16 protein-coding genes are annotated in these 21,791 nt (G+C 61.4%); 11 read left to right on the plus strand and 5 right to left on the minus strand.

Going from position 1 to position 21,791, the window contains the following annotated elements:
- Positions 1-18 precede the first annotated feature (18 nt).
- The 6 genes from fliP to J2R99_RS10870 all read left to right on the plus strand — a co-directional run bounded on the left by fliP (position 19) and on the right by J2R99_RS10870 (position 8,027).
- Positions 19-798 carry a flagellar type III secretion system pore protein FliP gene (gene fliP, locus J2R99_RS10845; protein WP_307154497.1) on the plus strand — a complete coding sequence of 260 codons (780 nt, stop codon included), beginning with the start codon at positions 19-21 and terminating at the stop codon, positions 796-798.
- Positions 799-962: 164 nt separating this feature from the next.
- A complete protein-coding gene (locus tag J2R99_RS10850) occupies positions 963-2,657 on the plus strand; it encodes a methyl-accepting chemotaxis protein (protein WP_307154498.1) in 1,695 nt (564 codons plus the stop codon).
- A 302-nt stretch (positions 2,658-2,959) separates the two neighbouring features.
- Entirely contained in the window at positions 2,960-4,243 is a 1,284-nt protein-coding gene (locus J2R99_RS10855) for a flagellin N-terminal helical domain-containing protein (protein ID WP_255701295.1), read from the plus strand.
- 187 nt (positions 4,244-4,430) lie between these two features.
- A complete protein-coding gene (gene fliF / locus J2R99_RS10860) occupies positions 4,431-6,083 on the plus strand; it encodes a flagellar basal-body MS-ring/collar protein FliF (protein ID WP_307154499.1) in 1,653 nt (550 codons plus the stop codon).
- Positions 6,080-6,754, plus strand: a complete 675-nt coding sequence (locus tag J2R99_RS10865; protein WP_307154500.1) for a FliH/SctL family protein — start codon at positions 6,080-6,082, stop codon at positions 6,752-6,754. Before fliF ends, J2R99_RS10865 begins: the two co-directional genes overlap by 4 nt.
- Entirely contained in the window at positions 6,747-8,027 is a 1,281-nt protein-coding gene (locus J2R99_RS10870; RefSeq protein WP_307154501.1) for a flagellar motor protein MotB, read from the plus strand. The genes J2R99_RS10865 and J2R99_RS10870 overlap by 8 nt, the downstream gene beginning before the upstream one ends.
- Positions 8,028-9,118: 1,091 nt before the next feature.
- On the opposite strand, the gene J2R99_RS10875 is transcribed toward J2R99_RS10870, so the two are convergent.
- Complete coding sequence (locus tag J2R99_RS10875) at positions 9,119-9,448, minus strand: hypothetical protein (RefSeq protein WP_307154502.1); 330 nt, start codon at positions 9,446-9,448, stop codon at positions 9,119-9,121.
- 27 nt (positions 9,449-9,475) lie between these two features.
- On the opposite strand from J2R99_RS10875, the gene J2R99_RS10880 reads away from it, so the two are divergent.
- The 3 genes from J2R99_RS10880 to J2R99_RS10890 are packed head-to-tail and all read left to right on the plus strand — an operon-like array spanning position 9,476 to position 12,853.
- Positions 9,476-10,651, plus strand: a complete 1,176-nt coding sequence (locus tag J2R99_RS10880; protein WP_307154503.1) for a MotC family chemotaxis protein — start codon at positions 9,476-9,478, stop codon at positions 10,649-10,651.
- A 2-nt stretch (positions 10,652-10,653) separates the two neighbouring features.
- Positions 10,654-12,270, plus strand: coding sequence for a flagellar hook-length control protein FliK (locus J2R99_RS10885; RefSeq protein WP_307154504.1), 1,617 nt, complete (start codon positions 10,654-10,656; stop codon positions 12,268-12,270).
- Positions 12,221-12,853: a transglycosylase SLT domain-containing protein gene (locus J2R99_RS10890; protein WP_370872349.1), complete on the plus strand. Its 633-nt coding sequence runs from the start codon at positions 12,221-12,223 to the stop codon at positions 12,851-12,853. Before J2R99_RS10885 ends, J2R99_RS10890 begins: the two co-directional genes overlap by 50 nt.
- A gap of 89 nt (positions 12,854-12,942) precedes the next feature.
- Here the strand turns inward: J2R99_RS10890 and J2R99_RS10895 are convergent, their stop codons facing one another.
- A complete protein-coding gene (locus tag J2R99_RS10895) occupies positions 12,943-13,800 on the minus strand; it encodes a DNA adenine methylase (RefSeq protein ID WP_307154505.1) in 858 nt (285 codons plus the stop codon).
- Complete coding sequence (locus J2R99_RS10900) at positions 13,800-15,209, minus strand: hypothetical protein (protein ID WP_307154506.1); 1,410 nt, start codon at positions 15,207-15,209, stop codon at positions 13,800-13,802. Before J2R99_RS10900 ends, J2R99_RS10895 begins: the two co-directional genes overlap by 1 nt.
- A gap of 1,243 nt (positions 15,210-16,452) precedes the next feature.
- On the opposite strand from J2R99_RS10900, the gene J2R99_RS10905 reads away from it, so the two are divergent.
- Positions 16,453-19,068 (plus strand): putative bifunctional diguanylate cyclase/phosphodiesterase, encoded by a 2,616-nt coding sequence (locus tag J2R99_RS10905; RefSeq protein ID WP_307154507.1) that lies wholly within the window; start codon positions 16,453-16,455, stop codon positions 19,066-19,068.
- 10 nt (positions 19,069-19,078) lie between these two features.
- Here the strand turns inward: J2R99_RS10905 and J2R99_RS10910 are convergent, their stop codons facing one another.
- On the minus strand, positions 19,079-19,528 hold the full coding sequence (locus J2R99_RS10910) for a GNAT family N-acetyltransferase (RefSeq protein ID WP_307154508.1): 450 nt from the start codon (positions 19,526-19,528) through the stop codon (positions 19,079-19,081).
- Positions 19,529-19,686: 158 nt separating this feature from the next.
- Complete coding sequence (locus J2R99_RS10915; RefSeq protein ID WP_307154509.1) at positions 19,687-20,484, minus strand: helix-turn-helix domain-containing protein; 798 nt, start codon at positions 20,482-20,484, stop codon at positions 19,687-19,689.
- 155 nt (positions 20,485-20,639) lie between these two features.
- Here J2R99_RS10915 and J2R99_RS10920 point away from each other — a divergent pair, with 155 nt between their 5' ends.
- Positions 20,640-21,611: a threonine dehydratase gene (locus tag J2R99_RS10920; RefSeq protein ID WP_307154510.1), complete on the plus strand. Its 972-nt coding sequence runs from the start codon at positions 20,640-20,642 to the stop codon at positions 21,609-21,611.
- The last annotated feature ends 180 nt before the right edge of the window (positions 21,612-21,791 follow it).

The following is a 21,791-nucleotide window of genomic DNA, read 5'->3' on the forward strand; positions in this document are numbered from 1 at the left end:
CCTCGTGAGACAGTTTTGATGAAGCGCTTGTTCTTCGCCCTTCTGCTGGTGCCCTTCCTTGCCGTTGCGGCCCATGCACAAGTGCCCGATCTGGGAAGTCTCATTCCCTCTGGTGATGCGGCGGCGACCGGCCGCATCGTGCAGCTCGTTGCCATTTTGACAGTTCTGTCGATCGCGCCGGGCCTTCTCATCATGGTTACGAGCTTCACGCGTTTCATCATCGCTCTCTCGTTTTTGCGCTCCGGCCTCGGCCTGCAGGGCACTCCCGGCAATCTCGTCTTGATTAGCTTGTCCCTCTTCATGACCTTTTATGTGATGGGGCCGACCCTTGATCGTGCCTGGACCGAAGGGCTTAAGCCGCTCACAGACAACGAAATCACCGAACAAGAAGCGTTCGAACGGATCACTGATCCGTTTCACGACTTTATGCTGACGCAGGTCCGGCCGAAGGATCTCCAACTTTTCGCCGATCTTGCCGCCAGCAAGCCGGGTGCCGAAGAAACGACGGAGCTTGTTTTGCCGGATACGGGAGCCAATGCGACGCAAGCGGAATCCGTGCCGTTGCGTGTTCTCATTCCAGCTTTCATGATCTCAGAACTGCGGCGCGGTTTTGAGATCGGTTTCTTGATTGTTCTACCATTCCTGGTGATCGATATGATCGTCGCCACTCTCGTCATGTCCATGGGCATGATGATGATGCCGCCAGCGGTTATCGCTCTGCCCTTTAAGATCCTGTTTTTTGTTTTGATCGACGGCTGGAATCTTTTGGTCGGCGGCTTGGTGCGTTCATTCTTCTGACGTTCCGAGCGTTGGCGTCGTCTCAAATCCGTCGGAAAATTAACCGCAACTTCGATCAAGCCGCTCTGACGCTTCCGTGAACGTCAGAGGAAGTTTGACGCAAGCCCGGTGCAAGCTGACTGAAGCCTTGTGTGCTCACGTAACGTCACTAGGGGGCACACTCAATGAAAAGAGGACTTCGTCTGAAGCTGGGGCACAAGATCTATGCGGTCCTTGCTGTCGGCTTTATAGGTTTTTCTGCTATCTCTGGGTTTCAGCTGCTTGAGCTGGGCCACGCGCTCGAAGATCAGAAAGGCCGCGAGCTTTCGCACCTGACGGAACTCGCGCTCGACATTGCCAAGGAAGAAGAAGCATCAGTCGCTAGAGGTTCTCGTTCGCTTCAAGAGGCGCAGGCGGATGCGGCTCGCCGTATCGGAGCGCTACGTTATGGCGACAATGAGTATTTCTGGATCAAGGACCGCAATGCCCGCATGGTCATGCATCCGATCAAGCCGGAGCTCAATGGCACGGATCTGACCTCCATCACGGACCCCTCCGGTAAGCATCTCTTTGTCGAGATGCTCGATCTGGTCGCTAAAGAGGGCAGAGGTTTCGTCCGTTATGAATGGCCGAAACCTGGCTCAGTCGAGCCGCAACCGAAGCTCTCGTATGTCGATGAATTTGCACCCTGGGGCTGGGTGATCGGCACTGGCGTTTACATTGATGATTTGCGCGCGCAGACATGGGCAACGGCAAAAACCGTCCTCATGATTGGCGGTCTGGTGCTCCTCGTCGTGGCGGTAATTTGCGGTTTCGTTGCAAGGCGTATCTCGCAGGCAATGCATGCGACCACGGCGGCCATGAACGAGCTTGCAGGCGGCAATTTCGAGATCGTGTTGCCTGGGCTCGATCGCGGCGATGAAGTGGGCGAGATTGCTCGAGCCGTTGAAGTGTTCAAACAAAAAGCCATCGAAAAGGCACGGCTCGAAGCCGAAGAACGTGAAAACAAGGCGCGCCAGGCAGAGGCAGAGAGGCGCCATGAAATGCAGCGTCTGGCGGACATGTTCGAAAATGCCGTTGGCGAAGTCACCGAGGGCGTGTCGTCCGCGGCGACGGAACTTGAAGCGGCCGCCGGCTCTATGACGGAAACTGCGGAACGCACCGAGAGCCTCTCCAGCACTGTCGCGAGCATTTCCGGTCAGACCTCGTCCAACGTGCAGTCTGTCGCCTCGGCGTCGGAGGAACTCGGAGCTTCGGTAGGAGAGATCAGCCGTCGAGTTCAGGAGAGTGCGAAGATTGCCGGTGAAGCGGTGGAACAGGCAGGCAGCGCCAATCGACGGGTCATCGATCTCGCCGACGCCGCCCGTCGCGTGGGTGCGGTCGTGAACCTGATCACGGCGATTGCCGAGCAGACCAACCTGCTTGCCCTCAATGCCACCATAGAGGCAGCCCGCGCCGGTGATGCTGGAAAGGGCTTCGCGGTTGTCGCCATGGAAGTAAAAACCCTCGCTGCCCAGACGGCGAAGGCGACAGAAGAAATCGTTGGTCAGATCACCTCGATGCAGAAGGCGACAGGCGAGGCGGAGACTTCGATCCGTTCCATTACCGAGACTATCGCGCGCATGTCTGAGATTTCCGCGGCGGTCGCCGATGCTGCCGAGCAGCAATATGTAGCGACCCGCGAGATCGCCGAGAACATCCAGGAAGCGGCGCATGGCACGGCGCAGGTCGCAACCAATATCCTCGATGTGCAGGAGGGTGCGGGCGCGACTGGTGCTGCCTCCTCACAGGTTCTGGCTTCGGCGCGCTCTCTGTCTCAGGAAAGCCACCGCCTCAAGCAGGAAGTGCAGAGCTTCCTGGCCACGGTGCGTGCCGCGTGAGGTCGCGACAATCCTTTTTGACCCTTTGCGGCGGGGGCTTCCCCGCCGTTTTGTTTTGAGAATCGGCTGCGACCAGAGACTTTTTCGCGCAGCCGTTCGAAAAACCGGCGCGCCTGCAAGCCTCGCGCAAGCTTGCGCTGCTACACCTTCATGCATGGCAGGTTGGTTGCTCGACACGGGCAGCAGATACGGAAGCCGAGTGCTCCGTCCCACCAAAGGCATGATGCCGCCCTGCCATGCCGGTGAAAGCCCGGCATGTCCCCATCAATATCTCTGACACTTAGTCTGAAGGGACATCAATTATGTCTAGCCTTATCACCAATACCTCCGCAATGGTCGCCCTGCAGACCCTGCGTTCGATCAACTCCAACCTGGACGAGACGAACAACCGGGTTTCCACCGGCCTGCGGGTGAACACCGCTTCCGACAACGCCGCCTACTGGTCCATCGCCACGACCATGCGTTCCGACAATCAGGCCATGTCGGCCGTGAAGGACGCTCTTGGCATGGGCTCGGCCACCGTCGATGCGGCGTATACCGGCCTCTCCAAGGCTGAAGAAGTCCTGACCAAAATCAAGGCGAGCCTTGGTGCTGCGACGGGCGAAGGTGTCGACCGGGCGAAGGTTCAGGAGCAGATTTCGGCTTACCAGGACCAGCTGAAGACGATTGCGGAATCCGCTTCGTTCTCCGGCCAGAACTGGCTGAGCACGGGCTCCAGCACGGCCTTCAACAAGGAGATCGTGTCGTCTCTGTCGCGTGATGCCAACAACAAGCTTGCGATTGGCACCATCGACGTCGATATCACGGACACCCGTCTCTATGGCGATGGTACCTCTCAGTTCGGTATCCTCGACAAGACGATCGACCTGAATACCTACACCTCCAATTCGTTGGTTGCGGCGACGGTCGAGACGACTGCAGTGGACTTTGCTGCGGCGGACGACAAGATCAGCTTCAGCGTGTCGCAGAACGGCGCTCCGGCCAAGACGGTCGAGATCACTCAGCAGACTCTGGCGGATGCCGGCCTGTCTGACACCTCGATCCGTTCGAATGCCGATCTTGCGGCGGTCTACACTCAGGCCCTGAAGGATGCCGGTATTGAGGGCATCAACGTGGTTCTGGACGGCTCCGACCAGGTTGAGTTCTCGTCCACCGACAACTTCAGCATCTCTGGTGCTACGACTGCCGGCACGACCGGTATCACTGTCGCTTCACTCGGCCTGTCGGCCACCGACGTAACGACTTCGGCGGCTTCGGCCGGTGCTGCCTCCGTTGCCACGATCGACATCTCGTCGGCCTCCGGCACCGAAGTGCAGAACTTCATGAAGGTCGTCGATGAGGCGCTTGGTCAGGTGACCTCGGCTGCGTCTTCTCTCGGTACGGTTCAGACCCGCATCGACATGCAGACGGAGTTCGTGAAGACGCTGATGAGCACGATTGACACGGGCGTTGGCGCCCTGGTCGACGCGGATATGGAAGAGGAATCCACGAAGCTGAAGGCTCTCCAGACCCAGCAGCAGCTGGCTGTGCAGTCGCTCAGCATCGCCAACTCCTCGAGCCAGAACATCCTGTCGCTCTTCCGTTAAGCGAGGTGAAGATAGCGAGGTAAGAACCTTCCAAGGTTTCGCCTCACGCTCCTCCCCCGTGAAGGCGGACCAAGAGAGCCACGCTCCGAAAGGAGCGTGGCTTTTTTCGTATGCAACGCTGAGGCAAGCTTATCACGTCAAATCCCCATGAGACGCAATGCAAGACTGTATGGCGTGGGGAGACTTGATGAACGCGCGCGAGCAGATGGATAAGCTGTGGGCCAATCTCGCTGGGCTCGGCGGCCGGCGGCTTGCAGCCCTGGGAATTGTGGGCGCGACCGTGCTTCTGGCGATCGGTCTCGGTGCCTTCTACCTGAGCAAGCCGGAGCGGGAGATCCTTTACAGCGGTCTCAGTCGCGAAGATGTCGGGCAGATCGGCTCCGTGCTGAAAGATAGTGGCATCGGTTTCGACGTTGCACCAGACGGTACGTCCGTGCTCGTCGGTCACGCCGACACGGCCCGTGCTCGGATGCTTCTCGCCGAAAAGGGCCTGCCCCAGAGCACTCATTCCGGCTACGAGCTTTTCAACGAGCTCGGCTCCTTCGGCCTCACATCGTTTATGCAGGATGTCACGCGTGTGCGGGCCCTCGAAGGCGAGCTTGCGCGCACCATCCAGACCATGGATGGGATCAAGGCGGCGCGCGTCCACATCGTCCTTCCCGATCGCGCGTCGTTCAGGCGCGACCAGCAGAAGGCATCCGCTTCAGTCGTTATCCGTACGCGCCTTCCCGACGATACGACGGCTGCCAACGCCATTCGCCACCTCGTTGCCGCGTCGCTGCCAGGCATGGATACGAATGCCGTCACCGTCCTCAATACCGACGGGGTTGTGCTCGTCTCTGGCGATGATCCTTCCGCCTCAGGCGGTGGTCTGATGGATGATCTCAAGCGGCGAGTAGATCGCGAACTGGAAGAAAAGATCCGACGCACGCTGACGCCCTATCTCGGTTACGACAATTTTCAGATCAGCGTTTCCACTCGTCTCAACACTGACCGCAAGCAGGTGAGCGAAGTCATCTTCGATCCGGAATCCCGGGTGGAGCGCTCCGTGCGTGTCGTGAAGGAAGCTGGCACCAGTCAAAATAGCACGACCGATTCCGCTGCGACCGTGCAGCAGAACATCCCGGTCGCGCAGATGGCCGCTGGCGGCGGAAATAGCTCCAACGAGGAAAATGAGCGGCGCGAAGAGCTCACGAACTTCGAGATCTCCTCGAAGAAGGTTGAGACCGTTCATGACGGCTATGAGGTGGAGAACATGTCCATTGCCGTCCTCGTCAATCAGGCGCGGTTGCAGGCAGATGAGGGGCAGCCGGACGTGATGCCGATCGAAACTCGGCTCATGGAAATCGAGCAGCTCGTCCAGTCGGCCACAGGCTTCGATGAAGAGCGTGGCGATCAGCTCAAGGTGTCTTCCGTCGTGTTTGCCGATGGTGGCAAAGACCTTGAGCCCGTGGCAGGGCCTTCGATTGGTGAAGTTCTGATGCGTCAGAGCGGCACGCTGATCAATGCCGGGACTATCTTGATTATGGCCATATTGCTGATTTGGTTCGGGCTTCGTCCAACGCTGAAGACGGTCCTCGGTCGCGGTCAGGCCATGGAGGCCGGTGCACTCGCTCTTGAAGGCGACGCGGCTGCTGGGATGCTTCCTGGCCCGGATGAAACGGATATGGCCGATGGTCACGTCGCAGGTCTTGCACCTCCGGAACAGGTTAATCTGATTGAAGATCTGACCAGCAAGAAGAACCGCACGCCGCAGAAACGTCTCGAGCAGATTATCGACTTTGACGAAGAGCAGGCGGCGACGATCCTGCGGCAGTGGATGCGCGTGGAAGGAGCATGATGATGCACGCTCTTGTCCGCCTTCTGCCCGACTTCGATGAGCCCGAGGCAGGCCGCAGCTTGCGCAGGGTTCTTCCGGAGTTTCCTGCAGAAAAGCCGCGTGTTGAGCCGACCCTGGCGAGCATTTTCGCTGCGAAGCCTCCTAAAGAGGATCCTGAAAAGGCCTTGGCGGCAGCGAGAGAAGCCGGGTTTGCGGAAGGGCTTGTCGCAGGTCGCCGCGAAAAGGAGATTGCCGTGACGGAGGCACGGTCCGACTTCGCTGCAGAGCTCGAAGAAAAGCGCGCGAATTGGGTGGCCGAGGAAGCAGAAAAGATCGCAGAGCGTATCGGTCTCGCTTTTGGCGAACTCAATGCAAGCCTCAGCGAAGCTGTTGCCGCGATTTTGGTGCCTCTGATCGGTTCCGCAATTGCCCAAAAGGCCGTCGCCGACCTGTCCGCCATGATCCTCGACATGAAGAGCCGGGAGGACGAGCCGGTCTTCGAAGTGGTGGGTCCGCAGGATCTTCTTGATGCGGTGAAGGATCGCCTCGGCGAGATGGGGAACGGGATCGATTTCAGTATGGGGGAGGGGCCGGATGTGCGGGTGACCGCCGGCGCCACCATCATTGAGACACAGTTGCAAGCTTGGCGCGAGCGCGTGTCGCTGGCGATCAGCGAGGCCGGAAATGTCTGACGACGCAAAGGAACATCAAGAACTCATCATCATCAAGCGTTACGAGGACGAAGAGCATGAGGCTCACTCGAGCGCGTGGAAGGTTGCGCACGCTGACTTCATGACCGCGATGATGGCCTTTTTCTTGATCATGTGGTTGATCAACGTGACCGACGAAGAGGTGAAGAAGTCGATCGCGAATTACTTCAATCCCGTCAAGCTTTCGGCCAGCATCACCGATCGGAAGGGGCTCAACAATCCGGAGGAGATTGGGGAAGGCGATAGCGAGAGCAGGCGTACCGGCGATGGCGATGAGCGCGGTACCCCGGGTCCGCTCGAAGGCGGACACGGTCAGGATGAAGAAGCAAAACGTGACGCTGCCGCTCAAGAGGAGGCCCGAGGCGAAAGCGCCGGAGGTGCCGAGGGTAACGCGCCTCCGATCGACCGTCCTGCGGTCGATGCGACGATGACCGCTGAGCAGGCGGCCTTCAGCGATCCATATCTCGTCCTGGCTGAGCTTGCCGATGAGGTGCCGCCGGCCGATCCCGCGACTATGGAAGCGCCTGTTGGCGAGACGGGTATTGTCGGTGTGACGGGCGGCGAAGTCTATCGTGATCCCTTCGATCCGGTCTATTGGCAGATGCAGCCAGCGTCTCAGTCGAAGACGAAAAAGCCGGGCGACGTCAAAAAGATCGCTGAAAGACCGAGCGATCGGCGGCTAGACGCCACTGCGGCGAGCGACAAGGATATAGCAGACGCTTCCTATGATCAGCCTGCGCTCTTTCCTCAGGTCGTGCCGGCTTCCGCTAAGGGCGTGAGCCAGGCCGAGAGGATTGAAGCTGCCCAGATGGAGGCTCAGCTTCAGGCGGAGCTCAAGAAAAAGCTCGGCGAGCTCGATGCGCCGAACATCAGCGTGCAGGCGACGCCTGAGGGAATCCTGATCAGCCTTACCGATGAAATGAACTTCTCCATGTTCGAAATTGGTTCGGCCATTCCGAAGCCTGTCGTCGTGGTCGCGATGGAAAGCGTCTCGGAGCTTCTGGTGGATCGTCCGGGGGATATCATCGTTCGAGGCTATACCGACGGACGCCCCTTCCGTTCGCCGACCTATGACAATTGGCGTCTGTCAACGGCACGTGCCCATATGGCCTATTATATGCTGACCCGGGGGCGTCTTTCGGAGACACGCATCCGTGCGATCGAAGGTTTTGCCGATCGCAACCTCAAAAATCCTGAAGACCCGAATGCGGCAGAAAATCGCCGTATCGAGATCCTTCTCAAGGAGCCGGCGTGATGCGTGTCATGAGGTGCAAGCACGTCGGTGCTGCGCTGCTGCTTCTTCTCTTAGCCGTGCCGACTGCTGTTTTCGCGCAGACGGGCTCGGATCGTTTGCGCCCGGCGCGTGTGCTTGATCTGCCGTCATCCACGGATGGAGGCAACCGGGCGTCGATTTTCTCGCGAGGTCTCAGGCTTTTCGGACGTGAGCAAGAGCCGCCCGCGCCGATGCCGGCACCGAGCTTTGATCCCGGGCTTGAGACTAACGACCAGCCTGCGAAGGCAAGCCGGCTAACCCCTGCGGCAGCACCCCGGCTGCCGCGCGCACGACCGATCGCCGCTGAAGCGAACGAAGGTAATATCGCTCAAAACGCCGTCGCTGGGGCTGATGTTGACGCTGAACCTGTCTTGGAGGCTCGGGGAGAGGCTACGTCTTCTCAGAGCATGGAGGAAGGCGCTGCGGCACGCGTACCGGACGCTCAAGGTGACGCGGCACTCGGTGACGGCCTGCAATCTGAACCCGTGGAAGACGATATTGCCGTCACAGATGCCGCCGAGCAGAACGCCAAGGCTGCCTATGCCGAGCGTGCGGGTGCTGAGCAGCCTGTAACCCAGAGCGAAGAGCCGACCCCTATCGTTCCGGAGGAAACGATGGGCGGTGAAATGCTCTTGGCTCCCAGCTCTGATAGTGACGTGTCGGGTCTGGCCGAAGCCGGGGCGGCCGGGGCTCCCGGTTCTGGTGAGGACGTCGCTCCGGTTTCCGTTTCGGGCTCAGGCGATGATGCGGCGGACCCGTTCTCTCGTAGGCCGGACGATGGAAGTGCCGAAGTTGCGGGCAGGCCCGGAATTGCCGAAGGCGCCCACACTGAAGATGGTCCAGCGTCTGAAAAGCCGGCTGACCAACAGGCATCTGAACAGACATATGAAAACAGCATTGGAGATGAGAATCCCTCTGCTCCTGCTGCTGGAGCGGTCGAAAGCCACAGTGCGAGCGTCTATCCTGAGGAAGATACACCCCACGACGTCTCTCATGAGGTCGGCGATGCCTCGAAAGCCCAGGATGGATCACGGCCGAGCGAGACCGTGCCTGCCATCGAAGCGCCAGGCCATCTAACGACGGATGATCGCGCTCATTTGGACTCGGCCCAGCATGATGCGCCTGGCGAAGCGGCCGACGCCGACACTGGCGATACGGGCACTCATCAGGCGGAGGCTGGCCGGAGCGATCATGGCTCTAAGGATGCGCACGCTCAGGAAGGCATCAAGACGGAGGCTAGCCACAGCGCTGACGGCGTCGACCACGACCAGAGCAGCCAGCACGCCGGCGACAAGGCCGAAGGCGGCGCCGATGAACACGCGGCGAGCGATACGCATGGAGGAAACGAAGCAGGTCATGGTGAAGGTGAAACGGAGCCTGCGTCCGGTGGCGATGATGGTCATGGTGGTGCAGCGGAGACGTTCGAGCCGTTGCCAGTCACCGCACGTCCCGGGCTGGATGCTGCCTCCCTGTTCCGTGACCTGCAGAGTGCGCAGGATCGGATCGCTCAAGGATCTACGGAGGCGCTGGCCGAACAGCGTCAGGTCCTCGATCGTATTGAAGTCGAGTTCCGCAAGGCGCCACCGGAGACCTGGCAGGATTCACGCAATGCAGTGTCGCTCGTTGGCTATGTGCTGAGCGGCGGCAGGCCTGCTGTGCTGCGGGACATTTTGCGCTCGGAACAACTGCCGGCCATCGACGAACAATTGATGCGAGGTGCGCTTGCCTACGCAGAGGGGCGGGCGCAGGCTGCGAAGGAAGCACTGGCGGAGGTGAAGGCCAGGAACTTCACCTCGATGGGAAGTCAGGTCGCCATCGCCCAGGCCGCTCTCGTCGTGGCGGAAGACCCTGTGCGCGCAGCCGCGCTCCTCGACGAGGCGCGTTTGCTCGCCCCGGGCACCCTGGCTGAGGAAGCGGCTTTGCGGCGCGAGATCCTCGTCGTCGCGGAGCTGCAGCAGGTTGAGAAATTCGCTCTCCTGTCGCGCCAGTATCTGCAGCGCTTCCGTCACTCGGTCTATGCGGGCAATTTCCGGCAGCGTTTCGCGACCGCGCTCACGCGCATGAAATTTGTCGATAATCCTGAGGAATTACCGAGGCTTGACGACATTTTGAGCGACATGGAACCGGAGGCGCGTCAGGAGCTCTATCTGATCATCGCCCGCGCTGCCGTCGTGCAGGCAAAGGCGCCGATCGCACGCTTTGCGGCCGACCGGGTTCTCGCCATGAGCGATCTCGGCGAGACCGCCAAGGAGCAGGCGCGCCTTTACAGGGCGGCTGTTTCTGTTGTCGGGGTGGAGACGTTCGACGGCGCAAGCGCCGCTCTCAAAGAGATCGACCGCAATCTTTTGGAGGAGGCGGACCGGGATCTTCTCGACGTGGTTTTGGGGATTGCCGACAGCATCCGTAGGGCACCGCAGGTCACACTGGCGGATGTGGCCGCCGATCGCCCGGCGGACGAAACCGCTGCGGATGCGACCCCGGCGAGCGCCGCTGCGTCGCCGCAAGCTGCTGAATTAAAAGATGAATTTTCTCAGACAAATCCCACCATCGCGCGCGCCCAACAGGCGGTTGAGGCGGCCGATGAACTGCTCGGGGGAGCCCAATGAACGTGGCTGATCTACCTTTTCTCACAGGGCCGGCGCGGCCGGATGGCAAGGCGAGTGCGGGCGGGAAGGGCGCGGCGGAGGCGGGGGACGGCTTCGCGAAGCTCATGCAGAACGGCGCTGCGGAGCCGGAGAAAAGCCCGCAAACGCAGAGCCAAGATGCTGATATTCCTGCGAAAAACGGCGCTGCGCATGGCGATGACGCAACCGCGGCCGACGAGGCCGGCGGCGCCGAGGATGCGGCGGCGCGGCTGAGGCGGCGTATCGCCGGTGCGGAGGGCCAGGAAAACCAAACGAAAACAAAGACTTCCGACGAAGACCCGCGGATCGCCATGCGTCGGGCCGAGGCGCAAAAACGCGACAAGGAAGCGGCGGCGAAGGCGGCCGGGGAGGCCGCGGCGGATAAGGCCGCCGAGGTCACGGAAGACGGCGCTAACACACTGACGGATAAAGAGATTTCGTCAGACCTGCAGGCGTCTGCCCCCGCCGAGGAGAGCGCAAAAACGCAGGATAAATCTCGCCCTGAAGAGGCGAAATCGGGCGAAAAATCTGCGCAAACCATCGATTTTGCGGCGGATGCGCTCGCGAACATCGTGGAGGCGGGAAAAACCAACGAGACAGGCGGAGCAAAAGCGCAGAATGGCGCCACGGGGCTCTTCCCCGGCGCCCGTGCCGTCACGCAAGCCTTTGAAGGATATAAACTTTCCGGCGAGGCGGGGACAACTCCCTACGTCATGCACCGCGTCGACGTGATCCAGCAGGAAACGAACTTCGCGCCGGTGCTGACGCCCGGATCGCGCTTCGCACAGGCGCTTTCGACCGCCGAGCTGTCGCAGAAAACCGTGTCTGCGGAAGGGCTTAGCACGCAGGCGGCGGGGCCGGAGCTGGTGCTTGGGCGTGAGGCGCGCGGTCAGGGCCGGGCGGGCACGCAGGAGCGGGGAGAAGCCGCACTCTCGGCGAAGTTGGCCGAGACTCGCGCTGCAACGGCCCGGACCGCGGACCTGGCCGAGGCCGGGGCCGACGGGGACAATGCCGGGCTTCCGGGCGGCGAGTTGAAGCGGATCGCGGATGCGATCGTCGCAGAAAACCGCGGGGGCGGCGGATCGCAGACCTCGGAGACGGGGCGCTCGGCCAATTCCGCGGCGTCGGCCAATTCGCCGGCGCAGCAGGCGTTCAACAGCCCGGCGCGGCTGTTGCGCATCCAGTTGCAGCCGGAATCGCTCGGCACCGTTCAGGTGGAACTTCGCATGCGCCAGGGCGAACTTTCGGTGACGTTGAAGGCGAGCCGGCCGGAGACCGCCCGCATGCTGGAAGAGGACAGCCACAAGCTGTCGGAGATCTTGAAGGCGGCCGGGCAGGAGCCCGACAGCGTGACCATTCAGTCTGAACGCGCGCTGCCGCAGATCGATACATCGTCGAATGCGGCACGCTCCGGCATCGCGTTTGCGATGGGCAACGGCTCCGCGAACGGCGGGCCGCAGGCCGGCACGCAACAGGGCGGGGCCGGCGAGAACGGAACCGGCGGCCAGAATGGCGGCGGACAACAGACCCAAACCCCAGAGGAGCAGAGACATGGCCAGGCTTCTGAGGAAAACCGCTCTCGCGGCGGCCTGTTCGTTTAGCCTGATTGCGGCGACCTGCGGGGCGGCGGGGGCGGCCGCCACGCTCGGCGACGGGGCCGGCGCGGCCGGCAAGGCTGCGGGGAAGGCTGCGGGCGGCAATATCTGCGAGCGCGAAATGGCGGTCGCGGCGAAGAAATATGGCGTGCCGCTCGGCGTTCTTTATGCCGTCGGGCTGACGGAGACGGGCCGAAAAGGCTCGCTGCAGCCCTATGCCATGAACATTCACGGCCGCCCGTTTTTCGGCAAGAGCGTGGCCGACGCGCTGGAGGAATTCAAACGCTCGCGCGCCGCCGGCTCCAAGCTGATCGACATGGGCTGCATGCAGATCAACCACCATTTCCATTCCGAACATTTTGCCTCACCGGCGGACATGTTCAATCCGAAGAAGAACGTCGATTACGCGGCGCGGTTTTTGACCAATCTTCGCAAGCGCGAGGGCAGCTGGACGCTCGCGGTTGCCCGCTACCATGCCGGGCCCAACAACAACCCGGCGCAGAAGCGCTATGTCTGCGCCGTCATCACCAACATGGTGGCGACGGGGTTTGGCGCCTGGACGAAGGAGTCGAAGGAGTTTTGCGGGTAGGGGTGATGCTAGAATAGGTTGAAAGGACACCGACAGATCTGGATTAGAAACTGACAGAAAGCTGCTGCTCTCGTACCGCAGCGAGGGAGTCAAGCGGCGGCGCTTCCCTCAAACCCCTTCACGCAGGGCGCCTTCAGTGCGTCGCTGAAAAAAATAACTTCCCTGCCTGCAGGATTGCTGCCGGCGCTGTAGTTCAGGGAATACGAGATCGGTTCAAAGTGCTTGTAGATCTCTCGGATTTGCGGAACGTCATCATAAGATACGACCCACCTGGCATGTCGGTTCAGTTCGAGTAGCATCAGGATCTCGAGATGATCATCATGTCTATAGAAATTTCGATAAAGTTTGCTACCCTTTGAGTAGTACGGAGGATCCAGATAGCAGAATGTGTCTGGCTGATTGAACTGAAGGGCCACGAAATCGAGTGCATCTTTGTTTGAGATCTCGATTTGGTTGCGGAAAAACTGCAGTGCCTGGATGTGTTTGATCTGCTGTGGCTTGTTCAGCCTGACGCCTATTTTCCATGGCCCTTCTTGTGCATAACCGCCGATCGGACCCGCACCTTCAATGATTCCGGAGCGGTTCGTACGGTTCAGGAAGAACGCGGAGAAACCGAGATGCAGCGGATCGGACAGGTCGCGGGCTCGCCATATCTCCTGTTGCCGCCGCCATTCGTCAATCGTCAGCGGAACGTCTTCGATCAGCGAGCAGAACGCGTCAGGGGTGTTGAGGACGGCCTGCCAGAACGCGTATATCGATTCGTCGATGTCATTCAGAGCAATTCGCTCGATGAAGCCGGCGGAGAGGAGCTTGAGCGCCAGTCCGGCGCCACCAGCATAGGGTTCGCAATAGGTCATCCGATACAGATCGTTTGCCTTGATCGCTTCTGCAAAGTATTCAAACAATTTAGATTTTCCGCCTGGATAGCGGAGGGGCGAGACTAGCACTATATGTTCCTCATCACGAACTGGTCTATGCAGTCTCTGGCGGCAATCAAACGCGTGTGGTTTGGAATAATTGTTGCGTGCGTGCCGAGATTTACGTAGTCAATGTGACTTTTCTTAAATTCTTTTAAGGTTTTTCTGTCATCTGCACCGAGGGAGACCTTATTTCCTAGGCAGATATCAAGTGCTGTATCGAGGCTGAGAAGGCTCTTGGCTGGATTGGCTCCTTGATCCTCTATAATGCCTTTGAGGATGGCTTCGAGGATGCTGCGTAACAAGGCCGTCCCGGCCGCCGGATAGTTGATCGTGTTGAGAGATCCTGCCTCCTTCATTAGCTTTGTGTGGAGCAAATTGTTGCTGTTGACGGTATAGTTAAACAGCGCGCCCTTGGAGAGTTTCTTACCCTTCTCCGTCCCCTTGACGTTTCCGCCAGCATCGGGGGGCGTGTCATCCCCTTCCGCGGCCGAGTTTGAGCCGGTGGTTCCGCTGGAAGCGCCTTGGGCTTCTTGTTGGCTATTGTTTTGTTTTCCAGTTTTCCCGTCCGCGTTGCCATTCTCATCGCTGGCTGGCGTCGTGGGAGTATAGTCGGCGAAGACTTCCTTGTAGGTCGCCGTGGCGCCCAGTCCTCTTTCGGGGTTCACCACGAGTTTTTTGACGAGGTGCTTGAATCGGTTCCTGGCCTCCTCGGACTCGAAGGTGACGGTCAGATTGATGCGGTCGAAATTGACGCCGACGGCTGAAAGATGTCCCTTGCTCTGGAGAAAGCGGACGGGCGGGTTAAATTCCACCGCGGGGCTCAGGAGTTCCTGCTTTTCAGCTTCCGTCCAAGGCAGTTTGAGTGCTTCCAGATAGAGCTGGTACTCGAGGATTAGATCGCGGATCTGACCTTGCTTGCGATCGAATGCAGAGGCCAGTTGTGCGATGCTGCGTCCGGACTTCCTCTCGTCGTAGACGGCCTTTCGGCTGCCGAGATAGCCCCATTTATTTTTATCCCCGACGCCGAAATGCGCTGATGCCATGATGGGCAGTAGGGCATCGCGGGATGGTGCGATTGTGCAATCAACGCTGAGCATGTCCTCCTTCACTGCGGTTGGAAGGTGGGGAACGGTGTTGGCGAATTCGTCGGGCGGAGTTAGTTGGCCGGTGATGAGCTTGTAGGTGGCGATACGCGTATTGCCTTCGATGACGACGTATTCCTTTCCTGACCGTACAACGTAGGGTCGCTCGGCGCCCTGGTTCCGGCCTTCGGACCCGATTTTCTTCAGGAACGCCGCAAGCCCTTCGTGCTCGTAGAAATAGCGGACGATCTCGTCTTCGCTCTGCAGGAGCTGCTGGGTAACGATGCGCGGGTTACGAAGATCGAGTTTGATTAATGATAAAGGAATTCGCTCATATTTGAATTTTGAGAACATGCTGCTTCCCCCCCGAGTAGGGCAATAGAAGGACATACGGACAGCCGCCTTCGCAAGGCGGTTTCCGATTTTCTATCCAGTTGCGGCAATCCGCATCCCCACCCGCACCGACCCACGAGAGGCCGACTGATCGTGGCAATTCCAAGCAAACGGAATTGAGGTTTAAGAGCCATGTCAAGGACCTCTAAATCTCTGACAGGGGCAGCAAGAGTGAGCGTAAAGCGAATTTGGTCTATTGCATCTCAATTATCTTAAAGTTGTGATTCTGAAATGATCCGAGGCCCTGCGTAAAGCCGTCACATGTGGCTGGGGCGCCCGTTAACCCGTCGGGCGAATCACGTAGGCGCGGCCGTGCCGTAATTTACGAGTGGCCTCAAACTGTCCTTCCCTAATGCGACCCACTGTGCTCCGGCTAGTGTCGCGTGCGGGTTTCGGACCGGGCGGTGCTACCCTCGGCCCTGCGGGGACGGGTGTTGGCGGGTTTCGTTTGTTTGCCGGAGCCGTGCCGTAATCCGGCTCGGAGTTGCCTCTCACCCGGCTGCCGGTGGCTGTCTTTCTCACTTATCGAACAAGTTGTTCAACGGTTGCCGCCGGAGTTGAGCGTTGGCGCTTGCTTTGAGCAGAGGGCGGGATTCCCCTCCCCCTTGCGGGGAGGGGTTAAGGGAGGGGCGTCGGCGGCGTTTGTTTGGCTTGGCCGTGCCCTGAGCTGGCTCGGAGTGACCCCTCACCCGGCTGCCTTTGGCAGCCACCCTCTCCCCGCAAGGGGGCGAGGGTAGGTTGTGCCATTGGCTAGTGGCGTGCGCGGCAATCGGCGCCACCCCGCACCCGCCGCTTCTCGGCGATCTCTCCAGCCTGTGTTTCTTTGGGGGGAGAGGAACTGGCCGTGCCCCGGGGGGAGCCGTGCCCGTGAGTGGGGCCGTGCCTGACACAGACGTCCCCCTCACCCGACCGGCTTCGCCGGCCACCCTCTCCCTCAAGGGGAGAGGGTGGAGCCCGTAGCATTGGTTGGTGCTGTGCCGGAATGTCGTGCGGCCGGGGCCGTTTTTGAGAAAATTTGCAAACTGGCTCGCCTCTTCGGATGGGGTCTTCGGAATATACGAGCGCTGCGTGTATTGTGACAGTTTTATTGCAGTAAACTCTTACGGTTTGGTCAGAACTCGCCGTTACGTCTGTCGATATCCTTGGGGCGTTGGGGTGGCTCAAGTGATGTCGATACTGAGGTCAAGATTATCGAAGCGGTGAGATGACCGGACACGAGAGAGAGACTGGGGCGGCGAAGGCGGGTTTGCGTCTCGACAATCCGGTGCAGCATTTTTTGCGGCGTTGGGCTTCGGAAATTCGGCCGGGCGAGACGTTGCCGTCTTATGAGAGCGTGGCGCTCGGGCATCTCGGGCGCCTCATCGAGATGAAGGCGCTGGCGTTTCGCGATGCCGGCGAGGCGGGGGATTTGCGGCTTTTGCGCATCGGCCCCGCCTTTGCTGCCTGGGCCGATACCGCTGGCGATGTCGATGGCGGGGAGACCGGTGCGGCGGTGGTCTCGGCGCTTCGCCGCGACCGCGCCCGCGCCATTTGCGAGGTCATCGCGCGCGCCGAGGAAAGCTGCCGGCCGGAGCGCGTCGAGACGCATATGATCGTCAACGGGGCGATCGCCACCTACGATCTCTGGGCGCTGCCGCTCTCGAACAGGTGGGGGCCGGTGAGCTTCATCCTGCTTCTCGACGAGCACGCGGCGCGGCAGGATCTTCTGGAGACGATGTTCGGCGCCACGATGGAGGGGATGCTGGCGCTGCAGGCGATCCGCGACCGGGGGGGGAAGGCGGTCGATTTCGAGATCATCGCCTTGAACCAGGCGGCAGCGAGGCTTCTCGACTGCGAGGCGGGGGCGCTCTCCTGGCAAAGAATGTCCGATCTTGCGGGGCTGTTTCCGGGGCAGGATCTCGTTTCGGCGCTTCTCGCCTGCGTCTGCGACGGGGGGCGGACGCATTTTGAAGCGACGTTCCAGGGGGCGACGTTTGAGGGGGCGACGTTCGAGGGGGAGGCGGGGGCGCGGCATCTGCGCTTCGGCGTGGCGCCGACGGGCGATCTCGTCTCGGTGACCGTGAGCGACATCGCCGATATTCGCGCCCGCGAGGAGGCGCTGCGCACGCTCTTCGACGACAATCCCGTGCCGATGTGGCTCGTCGACAAGGAAAGCCGCCAGATCATCCGCGTCAATCGGGCGGCGAGCGCGCATTACGGCTATGGGCCTGAGGACTTTCTGGCGATGGATGTGCTCGATGTCGCCGCCCCCGGCGACCGCACGCGCATGCGCGAGTTTCTGGAGACGCTGTCGGAGATGCGCTCGGGGGCGGGCCAGGCGGCGCGGCCGGTGGAGCAATCGTGGATCCATGTGACGGCGGACGGGCGGCGGATCGAGGTGTTTCCCTATGCGCGCGAGCTTCTTGTGGAGCGGCGGCCGGTCATTCTCCTGTCGGTGATCGACGTCACCGAACGGCGCAAGGCGGAGGCGCGGGTGGAGCATATGGCCCATCACGACGCGCTGACCGATCTGCCGAACCGGCTTCTTTTCCGCACGCGGCTCGAAGCCGACCTCGTGCGCGCTAGGCGGACGGAGGGGGCGCTTGCCGTCCTCTGCCTCGACCTCGATCATTTCAAGGGCGTCAACGACACGCTCGGCCATCCGATCGGCGACAAGCTGCTGCAGGCGGTGGCGGAGCGCTTCAACCGCACGCTGCGCGAGACGGATTTCGTCGCGCGGCTCGGCGGCGACGAATTCGCCATCATCCAGGCCGATCTCGACGATCCCTCGGATGCGAGCGGGCTTGCCGGCCGGCTCATCGAGGCGATCGAAAAGCCCTTCGATATCGACGGCCATCAGGTCGCCGTTGGCACCAGCATCGGCATCGCGTTCTCGCCCTTGGACGGGTGCGAGGCGGATACGCTGTTGAAGAACGCCGATATGGCGCTCTACCGCGCCAAGGCCGACGGGCGCAGCACGTTTCGCTTCTTCGAGCCGGGCATGGATGCGCGGCTGCAGGCGCGGCGCGCGCTCGAACTCGATCTGCGCAAGGCGCTCGTGAACCAGGAATTCGAGCTCTATTACCAGCCGCTCCTCAATGTCGCGACGCGGCGGGTGACGGGGTTCGAGGCCTTGTTGCGCTGGCCGCATCCCGAACGCGGCATGATCCCGCCCGATGCCTTCATTCCGGTCGCCGAAGAGATCGGCCTCATCGTGCCGATCGGCGAATGGGTGTTGCGGCAGGCCTGTGCAGAGGCGGCGGGCTGGCCGGAGATGATCAAGATCGCCGTCAATCTGTCGCCCGTGCAGTTCAAGAACAAAAGGCTCGTGGAGACGGTCGTGGAGGTGCTTCAGGAGACCGGGCTCGATCCCGCGCGGCTTGAACTCGAAATCACGGAATCGGTGCTTTTGCACGGCAGCGCGGGGAATGTGGCGGTGCTGCAGGAGCTCAAGGATCTCGGCATCCGCATTTCCATGGACGATTTCGGCACCGGCTATTCGTCGTTGAGCTACCTGCAGAAATTCCCCTTTGACAAGCTCAAGATCGACCAGTCCTTCGTGCGCGAACTCTCCGACCGGCCGGAGGCGATGGCGATCATCCGCGCCGTCACCGGGCTCGGGCGCAGCCTGCAGATGCTGACGACGGCGGAGGGGGTGGAAACGCCCGAGCAGCTGGAACGCCTGTCGCGCGAGGGCTGCACCGAGGTGCAGGGCTATCTCTTCAGCGAACCGCGGCCGGCGAGCGAACTCGCACGCCTTCTCGCCTGCGGCACGCAGCCGTTCGAACGCCTGGCGAAGGCGAGGGAGACGGGAGAGGAAGAGATGGAGGCGGTGGCGTGAGGGGTCCGCCTCAGGAAACCGGCAAGCGCAGGCGGGCGTTCTCGAACGGAAAGCCCTCATCGTCTTGGGGGCGGCGCGAGATTTCCTCAAAGCCTTGCGCCAGATAGAAGCGCAGGGCGCCCGCGTTTTCCGTATAGACTTCGAGGGTGAGTTCGTCGCAGCGCGTGAGGGCATGGGTAATCAGGCGGCGGCCGATGCCTTGTCCCTGGTGCGCGGGGGCGACGAACAGGCCGCCGATGAAATTCTCCATCAGACTGATGAAGCCGACGGGCTCTTGGCTGCGACACGCGACCCATGTCTCGGCCGCGGGGAGATATGTCTCTTCGATGAGACGCCGCTGTTGCAAGAGCCGGGCGCGGCCGATGAAGGGATGCGCCAGGAGCGAGGCGTCGAGCCAGATCTTTGAGAGTTTTTCAGTGTCCGTCGCCGGGTCGAAGGCGCGGATCGTGACATCGTGCATGAACCCCTCGCAAAAGACGATGCCCGGAGCAGGTCGCCGGTCTTAACTCCGGCGCCGGACCGCGATGAACGAGCTGCGGTTAGTGGGGCGGGGAGATGCGCGTCAAGACGCGGGACGCGCGTTTTGCTGTAGGGCCGCAGAGCCTGCAGCCATCGACGTCATCGCCGCCGAAATTGGCTTGGGCACATGCCCAGTCTTTGGCCGAACTGTGCCGTCATATGGGCGTGAGAGGAGAAACCGCTCGCCAGGGCGATTGCGGCCAACGGCGCATCGCTCTTCAACAGCAGATCTCGCGCATGGCGAATGCGGCGGTCGATGATGGCGTCGCGCGGGGTCCGGCCGAAAGCCGCGCGAAAGGCGCGGGTGAAAAAATCGGCAGATAGATTAAGGGCCTCGGCCAATTCCGCGACAGTCAACGCCTGGGCAAAGCGGGCTTCGATGATCGCCTCGACACGCGTCATGCGTCTCTGCGTCATCCATTGCGCCGCCACATCGCGAGGTTCCGCCCCATCGATGATCGCCGTTGCGGCACGCTCGAGGTCGAGGGCCAGCGCTTCGATCGTGAGGGGATCGCGGGTGTCTTGAAGCAGGATTTCCCGGCGCAAACGGTGGGCTGAATTTGTCGCCGCCCGATGGGCCATATCGCTGAAGTGCCGCTCGTGCGGCCTCGCATATTGGCCGTTCTTGCGCAGAATTCTGAGATATTCGCCGCCGCCTTCAGAGCGCGAGTAGATTTCGCAGCCGGCGGGCAGATAGGCGAAGCCGTTCGCACGCGCCGCAAAATCACGGTTCCTGTCGCCCGCAAAGGCATGGACGCCATTCTGGCGATCAAACGCAAAGCCGATCACCGGCCGTTCGGGCGTGTAGCGCGTTTCGTAGGCCTGCCGGGGGAGGAGCTCCACCCGCCATGTCGCGTCTTCGTACGTTCTGACCGGCTCGGTGGGGTAAGCGCCCATGCTGTGCGTCGTCGTCATGCCGCAGCGTAGCATTTTGCGGAGGCATCCTCACCCGCAGTTCCTGGGCGCAGGCGATTTCGCATCGGATTCATGAAAGCCCGCCGGGGCACGCGGGGGGCATGATCCGAGAGCCATTGCCACGCAAGGATTTTGCAATGCTCTTTTCCCTGAAGGACCTGGACGCCGCCGTTGCCGTCGTCGGCACGACCGTCAAGCCGACACCTGCCTATGCCTGGCCTCTTCTGGCGAGCCGAACCGGGGCGGAGGTCATCGTCAAGCATGAAAACCACACGCCCACCGGCTCGTTCAAAGCGCGGGGCGGGCTGTTTTATGTCGAAAACCTGCGCCGCGCCGGCGCCCTGCCGCCCGGCCTGGTGACGGCGACGCGCGGCAACCATGGCCAATCCATCGCCATCGGCGCCGCCCGAGCCGGCATTCCGGCCAAGATCATCGTTCCGGAAGGCAATTCGCGCGAAAAGAACGCGGCGATGGCGGCTTTCGGCGGCGAAGTCATCGTTGCGGGCAAGGATTTCGACGAAAGCCGGGAGATTGCGACGGGCTATCAGGCCTCGCACGGCTTTATGTTCGTCCCCTCCTTCCACCGCGATATCGTTGCGGGCGTCGCCACCTACGCCCACGAATTGTTCACCGACCATGCCGACATCGATGCCGTCTTCGTTCCGGTCGGCATGGGATCGGGGATTTGCAGCCTGATCACGCTGCGCGATCTGTTGGGGCTGAAGACGGAGATCTGGGGCGTGGTCGCCCGAAACGCGCCGGCCTTTGCGCAATCCTTCGAGGCCGGCCGCCCCCGGCCGACCCCGACCGCGCGCACATTTGCCGACGGCGTGGCCTGCCGCGAGCCTCAGCCGGAGGCGCTGGAGATCATCCTGAACGGCGCGGCGGGCATCTTGCAGGTCGGCGAGGACGAAATCGCCGAGGCAATCCGCATTCTCTACACCGACACGCACAACATGGCGGAAGGGGCGGGTGCTGCGCCTTTGGCCGCGCTGATGGACGCGCGCGAACGTTTTCGCGGCAAACGCGTCGCCCTCATCCTGACCGGGGGCAATATCGACATGCCCGTCTTCCGGCAGGTTCTTTCGGGCCAAACGCCGGTCGCTTAGAGGCGGTGGAGATTAAGCCGGGGGCGGTGGTGGGCATGTCGAGATCGCCGGGCGGGATTTTGCCGAGGGGATGGAGGTCGCCGCGCGAGGCGATGGAAACGGAGAGTGGAGCCGGAGGGGTGGGTGGAAACGGGCTGGTAGCTCCAGAGCAGGGACTGGCGGAAAGCTGCCATTCCGAGG

Source organism: Rhodopseudomonas julia (assembly GCF_030813515.1).
Lineage (GTDB): Bacteria > Pseudomonadota > Alphaproteobacteria > Rhizobiales > Afifellaceae > Afifella > Afifella julia.